The organism is Roseibium marinum (assembly GCF_002906165.1).
GTDB lineage: Bacteria > Pseudomonadota > Alphaproteobacteria > Rhizobiales > Stappiaceae > Roseibium > Roseibium marinum.
The window spans coordinates 175,218-190,235 of record NZ_PPCN01000002.1 but is presented as its reverse complement, the minus strand read 5'-3'; the positions used below and the strand labels follow the sequence as shown (position 1 = coordinate 190,235).

The window sequence follows — 15,018 nt, the reverse complement described above, 5'->3', positions numbered from 1 at the left end:
TTGGGCTTTTTTCTTTCAGTTGACCGAAAGGTGCCCTAAACAAAAAACGCGGCCCCTGGGGGACCGCGTTCTTCACAATCCGGACCGGCCGGAAAATCTTAAGCGGCCAGAGCGCCCTGTGCCTGATCGACCAGAACCTTGAAGGCATCCGGCTGATTGATGGCGAGGTCGGACAGGATCTTGCGGTCGACTTCGATGCCGGCCTTGTTCAGGCCATCGACGAAGCGGCCATAGGTCATGCCGTGCTGGCGCGTTGCCGCGTTGATGCGCTGGATCCAGAGCGAACGGAACGTGCGCTTCTTGGCCTTGCGGTCGCGGTAGGCGTATTGTCCCGCCTTCTCCACGGCCTGCTTGGCAATGCGGATGGTGTTCTTGCGGCGACCGTAATAACCTTTGGCAGCCTTCAGAACTTTCTTGTGGCGAGCGTGGGCGGTTACGCCCCGTTTGACGCGTGACATCTAGGTAATCTCCTTCGGGGCTGGCGTTATGCGTAAGGCAGGAACTGCTTCACGACCTTGGCATCCTGGGCGCTCAGCGTGGTGGTGCCACGGGCGTTGCGGATGAACTTGGTCGAGCGCTTGATCATGCCATGACGCTTGCCGGCCTGCGCGGTTTTCACCTTGCCGGTCGCAGTCAACTTGAAGCGCTTCTTGGCGCCTGACTTGGTCTTCAGCTTGGGCATTTTGCATCCTTTCGTTTGTGCGACCGCGTAAAACGGCCACTCTTTGTTGGTGCATTCAGAGCCAACACGGCATGCCCTTGATTTGTCGCGGGAAACGGTCTGCATCAGAATGCAGAAAACCGGCCCACGACGAGCCGGACGACTCTGGACCGGGCGCTTATATGGGAGCCTTCCGCCATTTGCAACCCAATTCCGCGTTTTCCGGGTGCCTTTCGCGGCTTCGGATGCGGATACCGGCAGCATTCTGAAAACAGCCCTGTTGGCTACCTGCCGCCAAGGTGCGGGTCCTGATCGACATCCTGAAAAGTGAGTTGGGGCGGGCGGATACGTAACCCGCCCGACCGGTCAGGCGTTCACGTCGATGACAACGCGGCCCTTCACCTGTCCTTTCAGGATATCCGCGCCGAGCCGCGGCAGGTCTGCCAGCGTGGCGGTCTGGATGACGGTTTCGAGCTTGTCCATCGGCAGGTCCTTCGCCAGCCGTTCCCAGGCCTTCAGTCGGGCGTCATAGGGTTTCATGACACTGTCGATGCCGAGCAGGTTGACGCCGCGCAGCAGGAACGGGATGACGGTTGCCGGCAGAGCGGCGCCGCCCGCCAGTCCAACGGCGGCGACCGAGGCGCCATATTTCATCTGGCCGAGAATGCGCGCCAGCATGGATCCTCCGACCGCGTCGATGCAGCCGGCCCAGGTTTCGCTTTCCAGCGGCCGCTTGACCGTTTCGCTGACATCGTCGCGCGGCACGACCCGGCTGGCGCCGAGAGCCTTCAGATACTCCCAGGTGCTTTCGCGCCCGGTCACGGCGGCAACTTCATAGCCGAGATTGGAGAGGATGGCCGTGGCCACGGAGCCGACGCCGCCGGCGGCGCCGGTGACCAGAACCGGGCCGTTCCCGGGCTTCAGGCCGTGGTCCTCAAGCGCCATGATCGCGAGCATGGCGGTGAAGCCCGCCGTGCCAACGGCCATCGCGTCTCTTGTGGTCAGTCCCTCGGGCAGAGGCACGAGCCATTCGCCCTTGACGCGGGCCTTCTGGGCGTAGCCGCCCCACCAGGCTTCGCCGACCCGCCAGCCGGTGAGGACAACCTTGTCTCCCGGTTGGTACCAGTCGTCGGAGGATTCTTCGACCGTGCCGGCAAAATCGATGCCCGGCACATGCGGATAGGTCCTGACGAGACCGCCGCCCGGACCGAGGCACAGCCCGTCCTTGTAGTTCAGCGTCGAATATTCGACAGCGACGGTCACGTCGCCTTCCGGCAGCCGGGTCTCGTCGATCCGCTGGATCGATGTGCTGGTTTTCCCGTCCTCGTCCTTGTCGACTATGAGGGCATTGAAGCTCATGAAGTCTCTCCCTTTTCGCGGCTTTATATTGTCCTGGCGCCGTTGCTTCAACGCCGGGCCCGGTCCGCCTGTTCCCTGCTTTGCGTTTGCGGCAGGCTGCCGCCGGACGAAACGGGAGTCAATTGATCCCTTGTCGGTAGAAAGACGCGGGTGTCCGCAGGCGGAACCGCTCCGGGTGCTGCCATGCAATTTCGACTCCCGTAAAACGTGAAGATTTTGGCCGTGCAATTTTTATTGCCCAAGTGCAATATCATGTGGTTTTCGAAAAGGGAGGATACGCCATGCCGGCTGCCCGCCTGGACCTGCCAAGCAATTACACTGCCGTCCATGTCATCGGTGTCACTCGCGGCGCGAACAAGATACGGCCGACGGTCTATTTCGCCACCGGTTCGCATTTCACCCAGTCGCACCGCAGGCAAGACAATATCGGTTACCACCCGCCGCCCGGCCGACACCTGTTTTTCGGCAATGTCGATGCCGCCGCCCTCGACAAGATGCGCAAGGCGCTTGCCGGCGAGCCCGGCAACAGTGACAGGCGGGCGTTCGGACTGGCCTACTACCGCAGCCTGATTACGACCTATACCGACGATTCGGGCCGTGCCTGCGAAGTCGGGCCGCCGCCTTTGGGGCAGAACCGCGACGGTCTGGTGCTGCTCGAAGTGACCACCGAATGGTCGCACCGCTCGCGTGCCAGTCTGGAGCCCGTGTCCTATCAGGAAGGCGTCAGCCTTGTCCGGGATATCCGGAGCCGGAGCATCGCGAAACTCGGCCCGCATCGGGAGACAGGCGAGTATTATTTCGCGGACAATCCGGACGGTTAAGGCGTTTTGCGTTTTAGGGTGGACTCATTCCTGTCCTGCTGAGATGCGCCGTAAAACCGCGAAAGAGCGCAGTGAATTCCGCCAGCTTCCGGCGTTCCGTACCGCGGTCTTCGCTTTACGCAAGCTCTCGAATACCGGCACGTGCCGGGGCTTGAACGCGGAAGGCCGCACACGTTTTACGTGTGCGGCGCGTTTGCAGCATACCTTGTCGTTGCGTTTCCTTCGTCTAAAGTCTAATATAGACGAAAGTCGAATATCGAATCGGCTTGGAGAAAGCGGCACCGCAGTGCCGCGCTTTCAAAGGAGCGATCACGATGAAATTCTGGAGCCTTGCCGTCGTTGCGCTGTTGATCGTGGGTGTCGCCGCAGTCAAGCATACCAATCCGAACAGTGAACTGACCGGCGCGACCACCAATTCCGGCGTCCCCGTCACGACGTTGCACACGCCTGTAACGCCGTAAGGCGCGGGTCCTGTAGCCCGTACCCGGCACCGGATTTGACCGTCGGTTCCGTACCCTAAGGGCAGGCCAGACGCAGGAGCAGCCTGCCCGAAGAGCATCTCACTCGACCCACCTTGATGCCAGGGCGTTCGTCAACGAAAGAGCTTGTCGATGGCGTCCGCGCCCAGGCCGACGCTCTCATAATGCTTTCTGCACAAATCGATGTACATGTGGACATCGAAATAGCCGTCCGGCTCACCAGACTCATCGAGCCAGATCAAGGGTCCGTGGACCTGGAAAAACACTTTCATCGGATCTTCGTGCTCATAGGCGACAAGTGTGTGTCCCTCACCCGGCGTCTCGTAGACGAAGTCGCCGGCGGTGGCGATCCAGTCATGTTCCAGGTACCCCCATTTGCCGGAGATCGTATAGGCGAACACCTCGTGCGGGTGATAGTGCCGGTTCACCAGACCGGGGCCTTTCGCCATGAGGATGTCGCACCACTTGTTCTGTGACGGCGAAATCCACAAGGGGCGCGACGACACCGTTTCGGTGAAAGGCACATAGTATCTTTCATCCTCCGTCGCGGCATTGGCCATATAGACCTCGGGCAGGGCGTCGGGTTGAAAAACCTTGTCTATCGGTTTGATGTCTCGCCAGAACTCGCTCGGATTTTCGTTCGACATGTCTCCTCCTCCAGGTTGGTTGATTCCGTATTTTCTTTCCTGGAGCTTACACCAGGTCATGGACTCCGGGACGGTCCGTCCTTGGCCCGGCCGGAAAATTCAGCTCCGCGGCAAAAATACTCGAGTGTCCCGCGCGTGGCTATGAGGCCGTGAATTCGGCGACGGACATACAGGGAAAAGGCTGGTCGCTTGTATTGGCTCTACGGGAAAAACTGGAATTTTTTGAATTTCCAGGAGAGCTTTTCTGCACTCGGTCGATTAGTTCCATAACCTATCGACACAATCGTTGGCGGACGCCCTTTCCGAAATGCGCAAATACAAATTGGCTTTGACGATGGCCACGCAACATAGCTCGCGATTAGAAGATCCAGTGCTTGAGGCCATCTTCGGGAAGGTGGGAACGCTCATTTCGTTCAGGGTAGGAGCGACCGACGCGGGCATTCTCGCTAGGCAGTTTGGCTCGAATGTGCCGACGCCGGCAGACCTAACCAATCTACCAAACTTCGAGATGTTCCTGAAGCTGGTGGTGAACGGAAGTTAAACTAAAGCGTTTTCGGGATACGCAAACATAACATCTTAGCTAGTTAGCTTCTGAACCATGAGTTGCGAATTGCTTATGATAGGCTTAATCTTCTCGTCAACTGTGGTGAAGACGAGCACCAAGTTATGTATTCTTTCAATAACAGTCCTGACGGAAATCGGATTCCGTCGGATCTTAAAGAAAGAGAATAGATGTCAAATCTAGATACGAAAATTCAGGATATCTGGAAAGAAGATAAGCTCAGCCGTAAAAATGATGCGAAATTTCTGATCACATTCCTTAGAAATAGACTATCCGAACGACAGAAATCAGGGCAAAAGAAATCTTATGTTCTGAATATTGATGCTGGATGGGGGCGCGGAAAATCTTTTTTTATGAAGAGATTAACTGAGCACCTAATCGCAGAGGACTACCTAGTCGTTTCGGTAAATGCCTGGAAAGATGATCACGCTGAAGATCCCTTGTTAGCAGTAATGTCTGCTGCCGATTCTGAATTGACGAAACACTTGCCCGATGATCAATTCGCAAAACAGCAACTACAAAGGATGAAACGGGATACAGCAAGAGTACTTACCGCAATTTCCAAAGGTGCATTTCGCCACTGGTTACACAAAGCGATAGGGGACGGTGCTGATGCTGTTGAAGAATTTCTAAATTTAGAAGTTGAAGAAAACGAAAACTCAATGATCGACGCCTCAGGAAAATCAGGCGCTAATGAAATAATTAAAGTTTTGAATAGTAAAACCGATTCTTTGTTTTCTCAATTTAGAAAAAGTCAGCAGGCGATAGAGAATTTTAAAGGACAGATGGAAAAAACAATTCAATTGATAAGTAGTGGAAACAAGAAAACGCCTCTATTCATACTGATTGACGAGCTTGACCGCTGTCGACCGATATACGCAATTCAATTACTTGAACGTGTGAAGCATATTTTTGAAATCGATGACGTCGTCTTCATTGTCGCAACAGATACTGACCAACTTCAGCATTCAATCAATGCAATTTACGGAAATGGCTTTGATAGTCAACGCTATCTTAAACGCTTTTTTGACCGCACCTACCTATTTGAACCTCCTGAGATAGACAAATACGTTGACTTACTCTGTGAAACCTTATCTGAGTCAGATGAGGTATTACGTATTCCGTTGGAGAACGATGAAGGATTAGCAACCTTCTTGGCTGATTGTTTCACTGGCTTGGATTTGAGTTTGCGGGACGTTGAACAGTGTATGGATATTTTGCGGAGTGTCGTCACTGTTTGGCCGTACGGTCATCTACCAATACAAATGTCAGTGCTAGTGCCAATTGTGGTAACCTTCCAACAATTAGGTCTCCGCAATAGCCTTAGGGAAATTTATGAAGATTTTTTGACACTCGTGCAAAAGAGCAAGCGAAAAATGGATTTTAGATCTTACTCTATGCACCACCAACATGGCCAAGCTCCAGAGCGAGTTAATATTGCAAATATTTTTAAGTACTTTGTTTCTGCTGGCGCTAAAAATCTACCAGAATTGACATCTGAACAGCTTGGAAGTGCTTGGGCAGATTGGGTGCGCAGGCAGTACTCTGAAGAGTATCACACTTTATACGGAGGTGGTTCTATTGTTGGGAATGAGCCAAGCTCAGTAGTGAAGCAGTATCCAGAGTTCGTACGAAGCGCCGGAAGATTGATGAGCAATATCGACGGTCAAGAATAAAATTTCTTTAGAGACATACTTCTCTTAGAAGTACGGCTCTTTCTAAGCAATCGTTTTAAGCCTGTCGACCACCTCAAGAGCCAACTTCTCACAACCTTCTTGATTGTTTAGATAAGTAATGCAACGCAATGAGCGAAGATCAAAAGGTACATCTTCCATATGTCTAGTAATGAGGATTACTTCTTTACCTAGTGTATGGGCAATGCCAGCTTCATAAAACACGTTTGGGTTCTTGCCTGAAAGATCACAAATAACAACTTTAGAAGTGCAAATTAGCTCGAGAATGTCCTGCATAATGTGTTGATGAAGCCAAAAATCATCAGCACGACGGCATTCATAACCTATGGCTTCAATTGCGGTTTTGATCTTTGAATGGGCTAAGCTAAAGTCGGATGAAAATGGCATCATCATCGAGATCAGCTTTTGATTCACTGGATTCTGACTCAGTTGGAAAACAGTTGGTGCAGGACGTTGTGTTACCTTTTGGCGGTACAGTACGCGGAATAAGTCAACGTCTTTGATGGCCCAATGATTGCGCGAGAATTCCCAATCAATCATATCGAGTTCTGGAGCTAACGCTTTAATGTCAGCATTGGTTAGGAGTGGAAGCTCCGGATCAATTGTGAAGTAAAGATGGTATTCTTGGCCCCGCAATTCAATTCGAGATATCCAACCTATACCAGCTACCTCATTTGAGGTGCCTTCCTCCATGAATAATGTAGGCAATGACGTTACTGCCGAAATATCCAGGCTTCCGCTGGGCTTATATCGTGCTTTGATTCCATCGTCAGTGTGTTCGAAAACACGTCCAGCGCTGATGGTGTCCCTATGTGGGTTCGTCAGGCCACCCGATACGATCAAACTAAACATGCAACACTCCGACCTTGCCAACTGTTGGTAGCGAAACGATTGAAACCCATCAACAGGAACCTGTCCCTTATCTGCACGGTGCAGGCTCAGCGGTTTTGTGAAACGGCGGGTTTTCTTTAGTCCCACATTGGGAGCGACTAACAATTGAAACCTGTGCATAACTAAGCGATTACCGCGACTAACGCGCGACTAAGGCAACAACTGATTTGAGCTAAGTGATTGAAAAAATGGTGACCCCGACGCGATTCGAACGCGTGACCCTCAGATTAGGAATCTGATGCTCTATCCTGCTGAGCTACGGGGTCCCGAAACGGTCGCTTAGCATGATTTTTCTGTCATTGCGAGCCCTCCGGCAAAGGGAGGCCTGGAAAGCTGTTTCGCGGCGCCCGGCGGAGAACCACACCCTGGTCCAGGGCCTTCTGCCGCGCCTTTTTTCCGTCGTGTCTTCGGCTTGCCTTAATCGCTGCTTAGCAAGTCTTTCCTGAAACTGCCTTTTTCCCGCTGCGCGCGGAACGACGCGTGCGCGAAGGTGTTCTCATTGCGATGAGCAAGCCTGAGCGGACGGATCTCGGGGAGAGGCCAGGGCAACTTGTCTGCTTTCCTGTGATCACACAGCAAAGCAGGTTGATCGAGCGGATCGGTTGAGAGGACAGCGGGTGTCGAGCGGGCGCTTGAGCGGCAGGACCAGGGCGGGACACGGCGGCCGCGGGCGGATAAACCCGAGGTGGGTGCTCTGTCTTGCCGGACTTGTGCTTGCAGCCGGGTCCGCCCAGGCGGAAGAAAGAGATCAGCCGTTTGCCCGGGCCGCCGCTGAAACCTGTGTGCCCACGGACACCGCTCCTGTAAACATCGAAAAGTCTGCGGAAGACGGTGTTTTTATCGCTCCGACGGGTCAACGCTATTTCACCAGCGACCTGTATTTTCCGGACCCCCGGCCAGCCCCGGAGGATTCCGGAACAGATGGAGTAACGGGCGCTGTATCCGGATTTGAGGCGTTTCCGAACGGACCGGCGAACCGCTGGGGTCTGACGCCGGCCTGGATCGTTCTGAGGGATGGAGACGCGGGAGAGCTTCTGCAGGCCGTCCAGCTGATGGAGGGGGCGGCGGTGTTCGCGCCCGAACAGGCGGACAGCGCCTGCGCGGGCCTGCTGCGGCTGGCGGAAACGGCGGCGCGCCGCGATCATCGCGGCCTGTGGGCAGACAAGACGGCGGCGCCCGTCTATTCTGCCGCAAGGCCGGGTCTCATCGAAGAAAAGACCGGAGACTATGTGATAGTGAGGGGGCGCGTTGTTTCCCTTGGAAAAACCGAAAGCACCCGCTATCTGAATTTCGGAAAATACTGGAAAACGGACTTCACCGCCACGCTGAAGACCTCCGACGAGGCGATCTTCAATGCGGCTCTCGGCCGTTCGGGCTGGAAGGTGGAGGAACTGGCGGGAAAGTTCGTCGAACTGCGCGGCTTCGTGCAGGTGCGGGACGGCCCGCATATCGCGCTCCCTCATCCGGAGCAACTGGTGGTACTGGAGCATCCTGCGTTCGACTGAGCGAGGAGAAAGCTTCTTAAGATTTTGGAATCGATCAACTTTTCTGCTTTCATGCGAAACGTGATGAAAGCAGGGTGATCCTGAAGGCAAAAGGGCAGGACGTGACGGCCAGGACAGGAACTGATTATCGTCAGTTGTCTCTCGTCGAGACGCGGAAAACGGCTGGACGCGCGGGTGCGCGCCGCTGGTTGCGGACCGCCATGGCCTGCGGTCTGGCGCTTCTGGTGGCCTCTTGCCAGCTTTTGGGCGACGGTGCGACGGTGGGTGCGGTGTCGCCGGGCACCCTGCGTCCCAATCTTGCCAACGACATCGGCGAGCGGGAACACCCGCGCGTCGTCGCCACCTATGGCGGCGTCTACAACGATCCGGGCGCGGAACGGGCCGTCGCCAGTGTGGTCGGCCGTCTCGTGGCAGCATCGGAAGACCCGTCGCAAAGCTACAAGATCACCATTCTGAATTCGCCGGCGATCAACGCGTTCGCCCTGCCGGGCGGCTATCTTTATGTGACGCGCGGCCTGCTGGCCCTTGCGAACGACACGTCGGAAGTCGCGGCGGTGCTTTCACATGAGATGGCGCATGTGACCGCCAACCATGCGATCAAGCGTCAGGAGAGGGCGGAAGCCAAGCAGCTTGCGAACCGGATCCTCACCGATGTGGTTCAGGATTCCGAGGAAGCCCGCAAGGCGATCATCTCCTCGCAGCTTTCCTTCGCCCGGTTCAGCCAGGTGCAGGAGCTGGAAGCGGATGCGATCGGCGTCAAGACGCTCGCCAAGGCCGGCTTCGATCCTTATGCGGCCGCCAGGTTCCTGCGCTCCATGGCGGCCTTCGCGCGTTACCAGTCGGCGGACAAGTCGGGTTCTTCCGCGCCGGACTTCCTGTCCTCGCACCCCTCGACGCCGGAACGCCTGCAGATCGCCGTGCGCTCCGCCCGCCAGATCGGCGCGCCGGGGATCGGCGAGCGCGACAGGGGCCGCTATCTCGGCCAGATCGACGGCATGCTGTTCGGCGACGATCCGCTGGAAGGGTTCGTCCGCGGCCGGTCGTTCCTGCACAAGGCGCTGGGCATCGGGTTTACCGTTCCCTCGGGCTACATCCTTGAAAATTCTCCGGAAGCGGTGCTCGCCAGCAACGGCGACGGAACCGCGATCCGCTTCGACGGCGCCGATGTCAGCGGCTATACGGATCTTGTCGAATACATGAAGTCGGGCTGGATCAACGGGCTGCTGCCGGAAAGCGTCCGCCAGACCACGATCAACGGGCTGCCCGGTGTCACGGGCGCGGCGATCACGCAGGGCTGGTCCTTCCGCATCGCGGTGCTGCGCATCGGCAAGACCGGTTACCGGTTCATCTTCGCCAGCCGCTCGCCGAACGATACCTTCGACAGGGATTTCCGCGAAACGATGGAGAGCTTCACGCAGCTGACGCCGACAGAGCGGGCGCGGCTCCGCTCGCTCAGGATCAAGGTGGTCAAGTCCAGGCCCGGGGATACACCGCGCAAGCTCGCCATCGGCATGAGCGGCGTCGAGCCGTCGCGGCGCCTGGAATTCTTCTCGATTCTGAACGATCTGGAGCGGGACAACGCGATCCCGACGGGCACGTCGGTGAAGCTGATCGTGGATTAGGGCCTTTTGAAAAAACGCCTGTCGTCAATCTCTTCCGGCAGGCGCGCCCTTGCGCAGCACGGTGGGTTCCATAGCGGAATTCCATCGGATCCGGCCAGGGTCGAAGGCCGGTCCGGCAAAGCCGGGCGCGGCGGCCAGCACCGTTCTGGGGTGTTGGCTTGCCATCCGAACGGCGGTGTCCGGACTTGCCACCTTCCATGCAATCACGTTGCGGACCGCCTGGTCGAGCCGGAGCGACGAGCCGGCCAGTCCGGCTCCGTCAGGCCGCGTCACCTTGCCGGTTTCGTCGGCAAGGATGTCCATTCCGGCGAAGCTGTAGCGGCCGGGAGGGGCGGCGGCGGCCATGACGGCGTCGGAAACGAGTATGGTGTTGCCGGTGCCCTTGAGATGCACCAGAGCGGCGAACGCGTCCGGCGGAATATGGATGCCGTCCGCGATGAAACACGCTTTCAGCCGGGGCTCGGCAAGCTGGGCAAGCAGTGTGTTGTCCAGCTTCGGCAACTCGGCCGGAAGGCCGTTGCCCAGATGGGTGGAGAGCGTGGCGCCCGCGTCGGCCGCCGCCTTGACGGCCGCAAAGCCGGCCGCGCTATGGCCGATGGAAACCACCTTGCCGGCGGACAGGAGCTGCCTGACAGTCTGCGCGCCGCCGCTCCGCTCCGGGGCAAGCGTGACCAGCAGGATCGGCCGTGTGAGGCCCGCCTCGAGGGTTGCGACGAGGTTGGCGTCCGGATCCGACATGGCCTGGGCGGGATGGCAGCCGCAATAGCCGGCCGCCGCGTTCAGAAAGGGGCCTTCCAGATGATATCCCGGAACCATGGCGGGGCCGAACCGGCTGCCCGCCACCGCCGCGTCGAGCGCCCGGATGCGCTCGGCAAGCGCTTCCGGGGTCGCCGTGATGAGCGTGGGCAGACAGCCGGTAACCCCGCAGACGAGCATTGCTTCAAGAGCCTGGTCCAGAGCGGACGCGGTGATGGAGGGATCGTTGAAATCGACACCCGCGAAGCCGTTCACCTGCAGATCGAACAAACCGTCGGTAATCATGATATCCGCTTTTTCATGCTGTGGAGAGCAGACCGGCCGAAGCCCTGTCGAGATGAAGGCTGCAATCCGCATGGCGCTGCAGAATGGACGCAGGATGCATGTTGGTCACCTCCCCCTCAACCGCATTCGCGACAGCCTTCGCCTTGCGTTCGTCGGGAACGGACAGGATGATCTTGCGTGACGCCGCGATCCGGCGGATCGACATGGAGATTGCCCGGGCTGGAACATCCTCCAGAGCGGGAAACCAGCCTTCGCCGAACTGCTGGCGCCGGCACGCCTCATCGAGTTCAACGGTAATATAAGGTGCCACCGTCTCGAAATCGGCGGGCGGATCGTTGAAGGCCAGGTGGCAATTCTCACCGATGCCCGCGAAGCAGACATCGATGGTTTCTTCGGCGATGCGGGCATTGAGACGGGCGATTTCCGCCTCCAGGTCGCCGGCATCGCCGTTCACCTCGACGAATTCTCCCAGGTTGCCGAGCGGGCCGGTGAACCTTTCGCGCAGATAGCGGCGGAAGCTTGCGGGATGCCCGGTGCCGATACCGACATATTCGTCGAGATGGAACGCCGTCACCCGCGACCAGTCCAGATCCCTGGTGACGAGTGCCTGCAGCGTTTCGAACTGGCTGGCGCCGGTCGCCACGATAATGGCCGCCCGGCCCTTCGTTGCCAGTGCCGCGCCAATGGCCCGGGCACCCTCCTCCGCCGCCGCCTGTCCCAATGTCTCTCCGTCTTCGTGGATCTCGATGCGCATGTTTGTCCCATATTTAATATCAATTGTGTTTCTAATTAATGTATCCTCTGAGTTCATATGTCAATTTACACTGATTTTCAGGAGTTTCTTTTTTTATCAAAAGTGATCTTAATATTGACTCGTGCGCGCCGGCGTGAAAGCCTGACCGGGCACTTTCCTGAGGAGACACGGTATGAACAAGAAAATACTCAAGACACTCGCAGGGGCTGTTGCCGCGATAGCTCTCAGCGGGTCGGCCGTATCGGCCGAAACCGTTCTGCGGCTGGCGGAAAACCAGCCCGATACCAATCCGGTTACGATCGCGATGCTGAAATTCGCCGACCTGGCGAAGGAATACTCCAATGGCGAAATCACCGTCGATGTCATCTATGGAGGCCAGCTCGGGCAGGAACCGGAAACGATAGAGCAGGCGCAGGCCGGCGTCATCGACATGACCCGCGTCAATTCCGTCGTCCTGGCCAATGTCAGTCCGAGCATGGGCGTTTTCGCCCTACCCTATATTTTTGCCGACTGGGACCACAAGTACAAGGTTCTCGATGGAGAAGTCGGCACGGAGGTCCTTGAGGACCTGAACGATGTCGGCCTGATCGGTCTCGGCTACATGGATGCCGGATCCCGGTCGTTCTACACGGTCGAAGGCAAGCCGGTCACCAAGCTGGAGGATCTCGAAGGACTGAAGATCCGCGTCCAGCCAGCGCCGATATCCATCCGGATGGTCGAACTTCTCGGGGCGGTTCCGACTCCCATGAACTACGGCGAGGTTTATTCCGCGCTGCAGACGGGAGTGATCGACGGTGCCGAAAACGACTATGTAAGCTATCACACCTCGGCCCACTACGAGGTTGCACCCAATTATGTCGAAGATGCCCATCTCAGCCCGCCGGCGCTGCTCCTGATGAACAAGGCCAAATTCGAGTCCCTGCCGGCCGATCAGCAGGCTGCCCTGAAGAAGGCGGCGGCCGAAGCGGTTCTTTACGAACGCGAAATCATGCGCGAAGCCAACGAGAAGGCGCGCAAGACCGTCGAAGAAGGTGGCGCGACCGTCGTGGAGATCGACAATGGCCCTTTCCAGGAAGCGGTCATGCCCATCTATGATGAGTTTTCCGAACTGAAGCCCCTGATCGACAAGATCAATCAGGCGAAATAGGCAACCGGAGGGCATTCAATGGCATGGCGAAGGTCACTTAAGGCGGTCATCGACGGAACCAACCGGCTTTTTTCATTCGCCTGCCATACGCTTCTGGCCGTGATCACGGTCGTGACCGTGATGCAGGTCTTCCTGCGCTTCGCGGTGAACAGTCCGACCAGCTGGTCGGAGGAAGTCGCGCTTCTCTGCCTCGTCTGGTTCGGCATGCTGGCGGTTGCCATCGGCATCCGCCGTCACGAGCATGTGGCCATCACCTTTCTGCGGGACCGGCTGCCCGAACCGGCTGCCGTGACGCTCGACTATTTCGCCCAGCTCGCCATGGGGCTTTTCATGTTCGTCGTCATGCTCTACGGCGGCGATCTGATCGCGCTGGCGGGCGCCCAGGTCCTGCCGGCGTCCTTGCTGCCAAAATATCTTCTTTATCTGCCGGCCCTGGCCGGAGGCGGGCTCGGCGTCGCCAATGCCGCCGCCAACATCCTGCTGCGGGATGTCCATACGGCGGAGACCGAAATCCCGGAGGTCGCGCATGTCGATTGACTGGATTGGAATCTCGCTGCTGCTCGGCGGGTTCCTCGGACTGATGATCCTGCGCGTTCCGATCGCCTTTTCCTTGGGCCTTTCCTCGCTCGCGACGGTGACCTATCTGGGACTGCCACCCCTCGTCATCGCGCAACGCATGGTGAACGGATTGAATTCGTTCACGTTTCTGGCTGTTCCCTTTTTCATTCTGGTCGGCAATATCATGACCGAGGGCGGTATCTCGGACAAGCTCGTGCGCGTTTCCGACGTGCTGGTCGGCCGGTTCCGCGGCGGTCTGGCGCAGGGCAATGTCGTCGCCAGCACGTTGTTCGGCGGCATTTCCGGTTCCTCGGTCGCGGATGTCGCCTCCATCGGATCGTTTCTCATCCCCGCGATGAAGCGGAACGGCTATCCCTCCGGCTATTCGGTTGCCGTCACCGTGACCTCGTCCGTGCAGGGGGTTCTCATTCCGCCCAGCCAGAACATGATCTATTACGCGCTGGCGGCAGGCGGTCTTCCCATCTCGACACTCTTTCTCGCAGGTTATTTTCCGGGCCTGCTGCTCGGTCTGTCGCTGATGATCATCTGCTACGCGATCGCCCGGCGGGACGGGCATCCCCGCAGCGGTGCCTATAATCTGGGCGAAGGCCTGCGCATCGTGGGGGATGCGGCCATCGGGCTGTTTACCATCGTGATCATCATCGGCGGCATCCTGACCGGAGTGTTCACCGCGACGGAATCCGCCGCCGTCGCGGTGGTCTATGCGCTTGGCGTCACACTCTTCTGGTACCGCAGCCTCAGCATGGCCGCGGTCTGGCGGATCCTGTCCGGTACGTTGTCGACGCTGGCGGTGGTGACCGCCATCATCATGACCTCGGCGGTGTTCGGCTTTCTGCTGTCCTACCTTCGGGTGCCCGCGGTGCTCGCGAATGCGATCTTCTCGGTGTCCGGCGAACCGGTCTTCGTTCTCCTGGCGGTGAACGTGCTGCTGCTTGTCCTCGGCATGCTCATGGACATGGGCGTCCTGATCCTGCTGCTGACGCCCATCCTGCTGCCGATCGTCACCAAGGTCGGCGTGGACCCGATCCAGTTCGGCATCATCATGATCCTGAATCTGGGCATCGGCCTGTGCACGCCTCCGGTCGGAGTCTCCCTGCTGGTCGGGTCCAGCATCGGACGGATCAAGCTGGAGAAAGCCGCCAGAAGCATGTTGCCGTTTTATCTCGTCATGCTTGTCGTGCTTTTATTGACCACCTACATTCCCGCAATTTCGATGACATTGCCGAACCTCATGCGATAAACCCGGCTCATGGATT

At 57.7% G+C, this 15,018-nt stretch carries 15 protein-coding genes and 1 tRNA gene; 8 read left to right on the top strand and 8 right to left on the bottom strand.

Annotation, left to right across the window (positions count from 1 at the left end; genetic code table 11):
• Positions 1–98 precede the first annotated feature (98 nt).
• The 3 genes from rplT to CLV41_RS07775 form a co-directional block, all read right to left on the bottom strand.
• Complete coding sequence (rplT, locus tag CLV41_RS07785; protein WP_103221756.1) at positions 99–458, bottom strand: 50S ribosomal protein L20; 360 nt, start codon at positions 456–458, stop codon at positions 99–101.
• A gap of 26 nt (positions 459–484) precedes the next feature.
• Positions 485–682 carry a 50S ribosomal protein L35 gene (gene rpmI, locus CLV41_RS07780; protein ID WP_103221755.1) on the bottom strand — a complete coding sequence of 66 codons (198 nt, stop codon included), beginning with the start codon at positions 680–682 and terminating at the stop codon, positions 485–487.
• Positions 683–1,027: 345 nt separating this feature from the next.
• Positions 1,028–2,020 (bottom strand): MDR family oxidoreductase, encoded by a 993-nt coding sequence (locus CLV41_RS07775; protein ID WP_103221754.1) that lies wholly within the window; start codon positions 2,018–2,020, stop codon positions 1,028–1,030.
• Positions 2,021–2,301: 281 nt separating this feature from the next.
• Between CLV41_RS07775 and CLV41_RS07770 the strand changes: the two genes are divergently transcribed.
• Together CLV41_RS07770 and CLV41_RS27730 are read left to right on the top strand one after the other, a co-directional pair.
• Positions 2,302–2,841: a hypothetical protein gene (locus CLV41_RS07770; RefSeq protein ID WP_146048534.1), complete on the top strand. Its 540-nt coding sequence runs from the start codon at positions 2,302–2,304 to the stop codon at positions 2,839–2,841.
• Between the two features lie 314 nt (positions 2,842–3,155).
• Positions 3,156–3,302, top strand: coding sequence for a hypothetical protein (locus CLV41_RS27730; RefSeq protein WP_170107144.1), 147 nt, complete (start codon positions 3,156–3,158; stop codon positions 3,300–3,302).
• A gap of 131 nt (positions 3,303–3,433) precedes the next feature.
• On the opposite strand, the gene CLV41_RS07765 is transcribed toward CLV41_RS27730, so the two are convergent.
• Positions 3,434–3,967, bottom strand: coding sequence for a 2,4'-dihydroxyacetophenone dioxygenase family protein (locus tag CLV41_RS07765; RefSeq protein WP_103221752.1), 534 nt, complete (start codon positions 3,965–3,967; stop codon positions 3,434–3,436).
• A 732-nt stretch (positions 3,968–4,699) separates the two neighbouring features.
• Between CLV41_RS07765 and CLV41_RS07755 the strand changes: the two genes are divergently transcribed.
• A complete protein-coding gene (locus CLV41_RS07755) occupies positions 4,700–6,205 on the top strand; it encodes a KAP family P-loop NTPase fold protein (protein WP_103221750.1) in 1,506 nt (501 codons plus the stop codon).
• A gap of 42 nt (positions 6,206–6,247) precedes the next feature.
• Here CLV41_RS07755 and CLV41_RS28075 read toward each other — a convergent pair whose 3' ends face one another.
• Together CLV41_RS28075 and CLV41_RS07745 are read right to left on the bottom strand one after the other, a co-directional pair.
• Entirely contained in the window at positions 6,248–7,075 is an 828-nt protein-coding gene (locus CLV41_RS28075) for a hypothetical protein (protein ID WP_103221749.1), read from the bottom strand.
• Positions 7,076–7,303: 228 nt separating this feature from the next.
• Positions 7,304–7,380: transfer RNA gene (locus CLV41_RS07745), tRNA-Arg, on the bottom strand.
• Positions 7,381–7,731: 351 nt separating this feature from the next.
• Between CLV41_RS07745 and CLV41_RS07740 the strand changes: the two genes are divergently transcribed.
• Both CLV41_RS07740 and CLV41_RS07735 read left to right on the top strand, forming a co-directional pair.
• On the top strand, positions 7,732–8,619 hold the full coding sequence (locus tag CLV41_RS07740; RefSeq protein ID WP_146048533.1) for a hypothetical protein: 888 nt from the start codon (positions 7,732–7,734) through the stop codon (positions 8,617–8,619).
• A 200-nt stretch (positions 8,620–8,819) separates the two neighbouring features.
• Positions 8,820–10,241 (top strand): M48 family metalloprotease, encoded by a 1,422-nt coding sequence (locus tag CLV41_RS07735; protein ID WP_103222005.1) that lies wholly within the window; start codon positions 8,820–8,822, stop codon positions 10,239–10,241.
• Between the two features lie 24 nt (positions 10,242–10,265).
• Here the strand turns inward: CLV41_RS07735 and CLV41_RS07730 are convergent, their stop codons facing one another.
• A complete protein-coding gene (locus tag CLV41_RS07730) occupies positions 10,266–11,282 on the bottom strand; it encodes an N-acetylglucosamine-6-phosphate deacetylase (RefSeq protein WP_103221747.1) in 1,017 nt (338 codons plus the stop codon).
• A gap of 13 nt (positions 11,283–11,295) precedes the next feature.
• On the bottom strand, positions 11,296–12,036 hold the full coding sequence (locus CLV41_RS07725; protein WP_103221746.1) for a glucosamine-6-phosphate deaminase: 741 nt from the start codon (positions 12,034–12,036) through the stop codon (positions 11,296–11,298).
• A 172-nt stretch (positions 12,037–12,208) separates the two neighbouring features.
• Between CLV41_RS07725 and CLV41_RS07720 the strand changes: the two genes are divergently transcribed.
• Genes CLV41_RS07720 through CLV41_RS07710 form a run of 3 tightly spaced genes read left to right on the top strand, consistent with a single transcriptional unit; the run spans position 12,209 to position 15,002 of the window.
• Positions 12,209–13,183: a TRAP transporter substrate-binding protein gene (locus CLV41_RS07720; protein ID WP_103221745.1), complete on the top strand. Its 975-nt coding sequence runs from the start codon at positions 12,209–12,211 to the stop codon at positions 13,181–13,183.
• An 18-nt stretch (positions 13,184–13,201) separates the two neighbouring features.
• Positions 13,202–13,720 carry a TRAP transporter small permease gene (locus CLV41_RS07715; protein ID WP_103221744.1) on the top strand — a complete coding sequence of 173 codons (519 nt, stop codon included), beginning with the start codon at positions 13,202–13,204 and terminating at the stop codon, positions 13,718–13,720.
• On the top strand, positions 13,710–15,002 hold the full coding sequence (locus CLV41_RS07710) for a TRAP transporter large permease (protein ID WP_103221743.1): 1,293 nt from the start codon (positions 13,710–13,712) through the stop codon (positions 15,000–15,002). The genes CLV41_RS07715 and CLV41_RS07710 overlap by 11 nt, the downstream gene beginning before the upstream one ends.
• Positions 15,003–15,018: the final 16 nt, after the last annotated feature.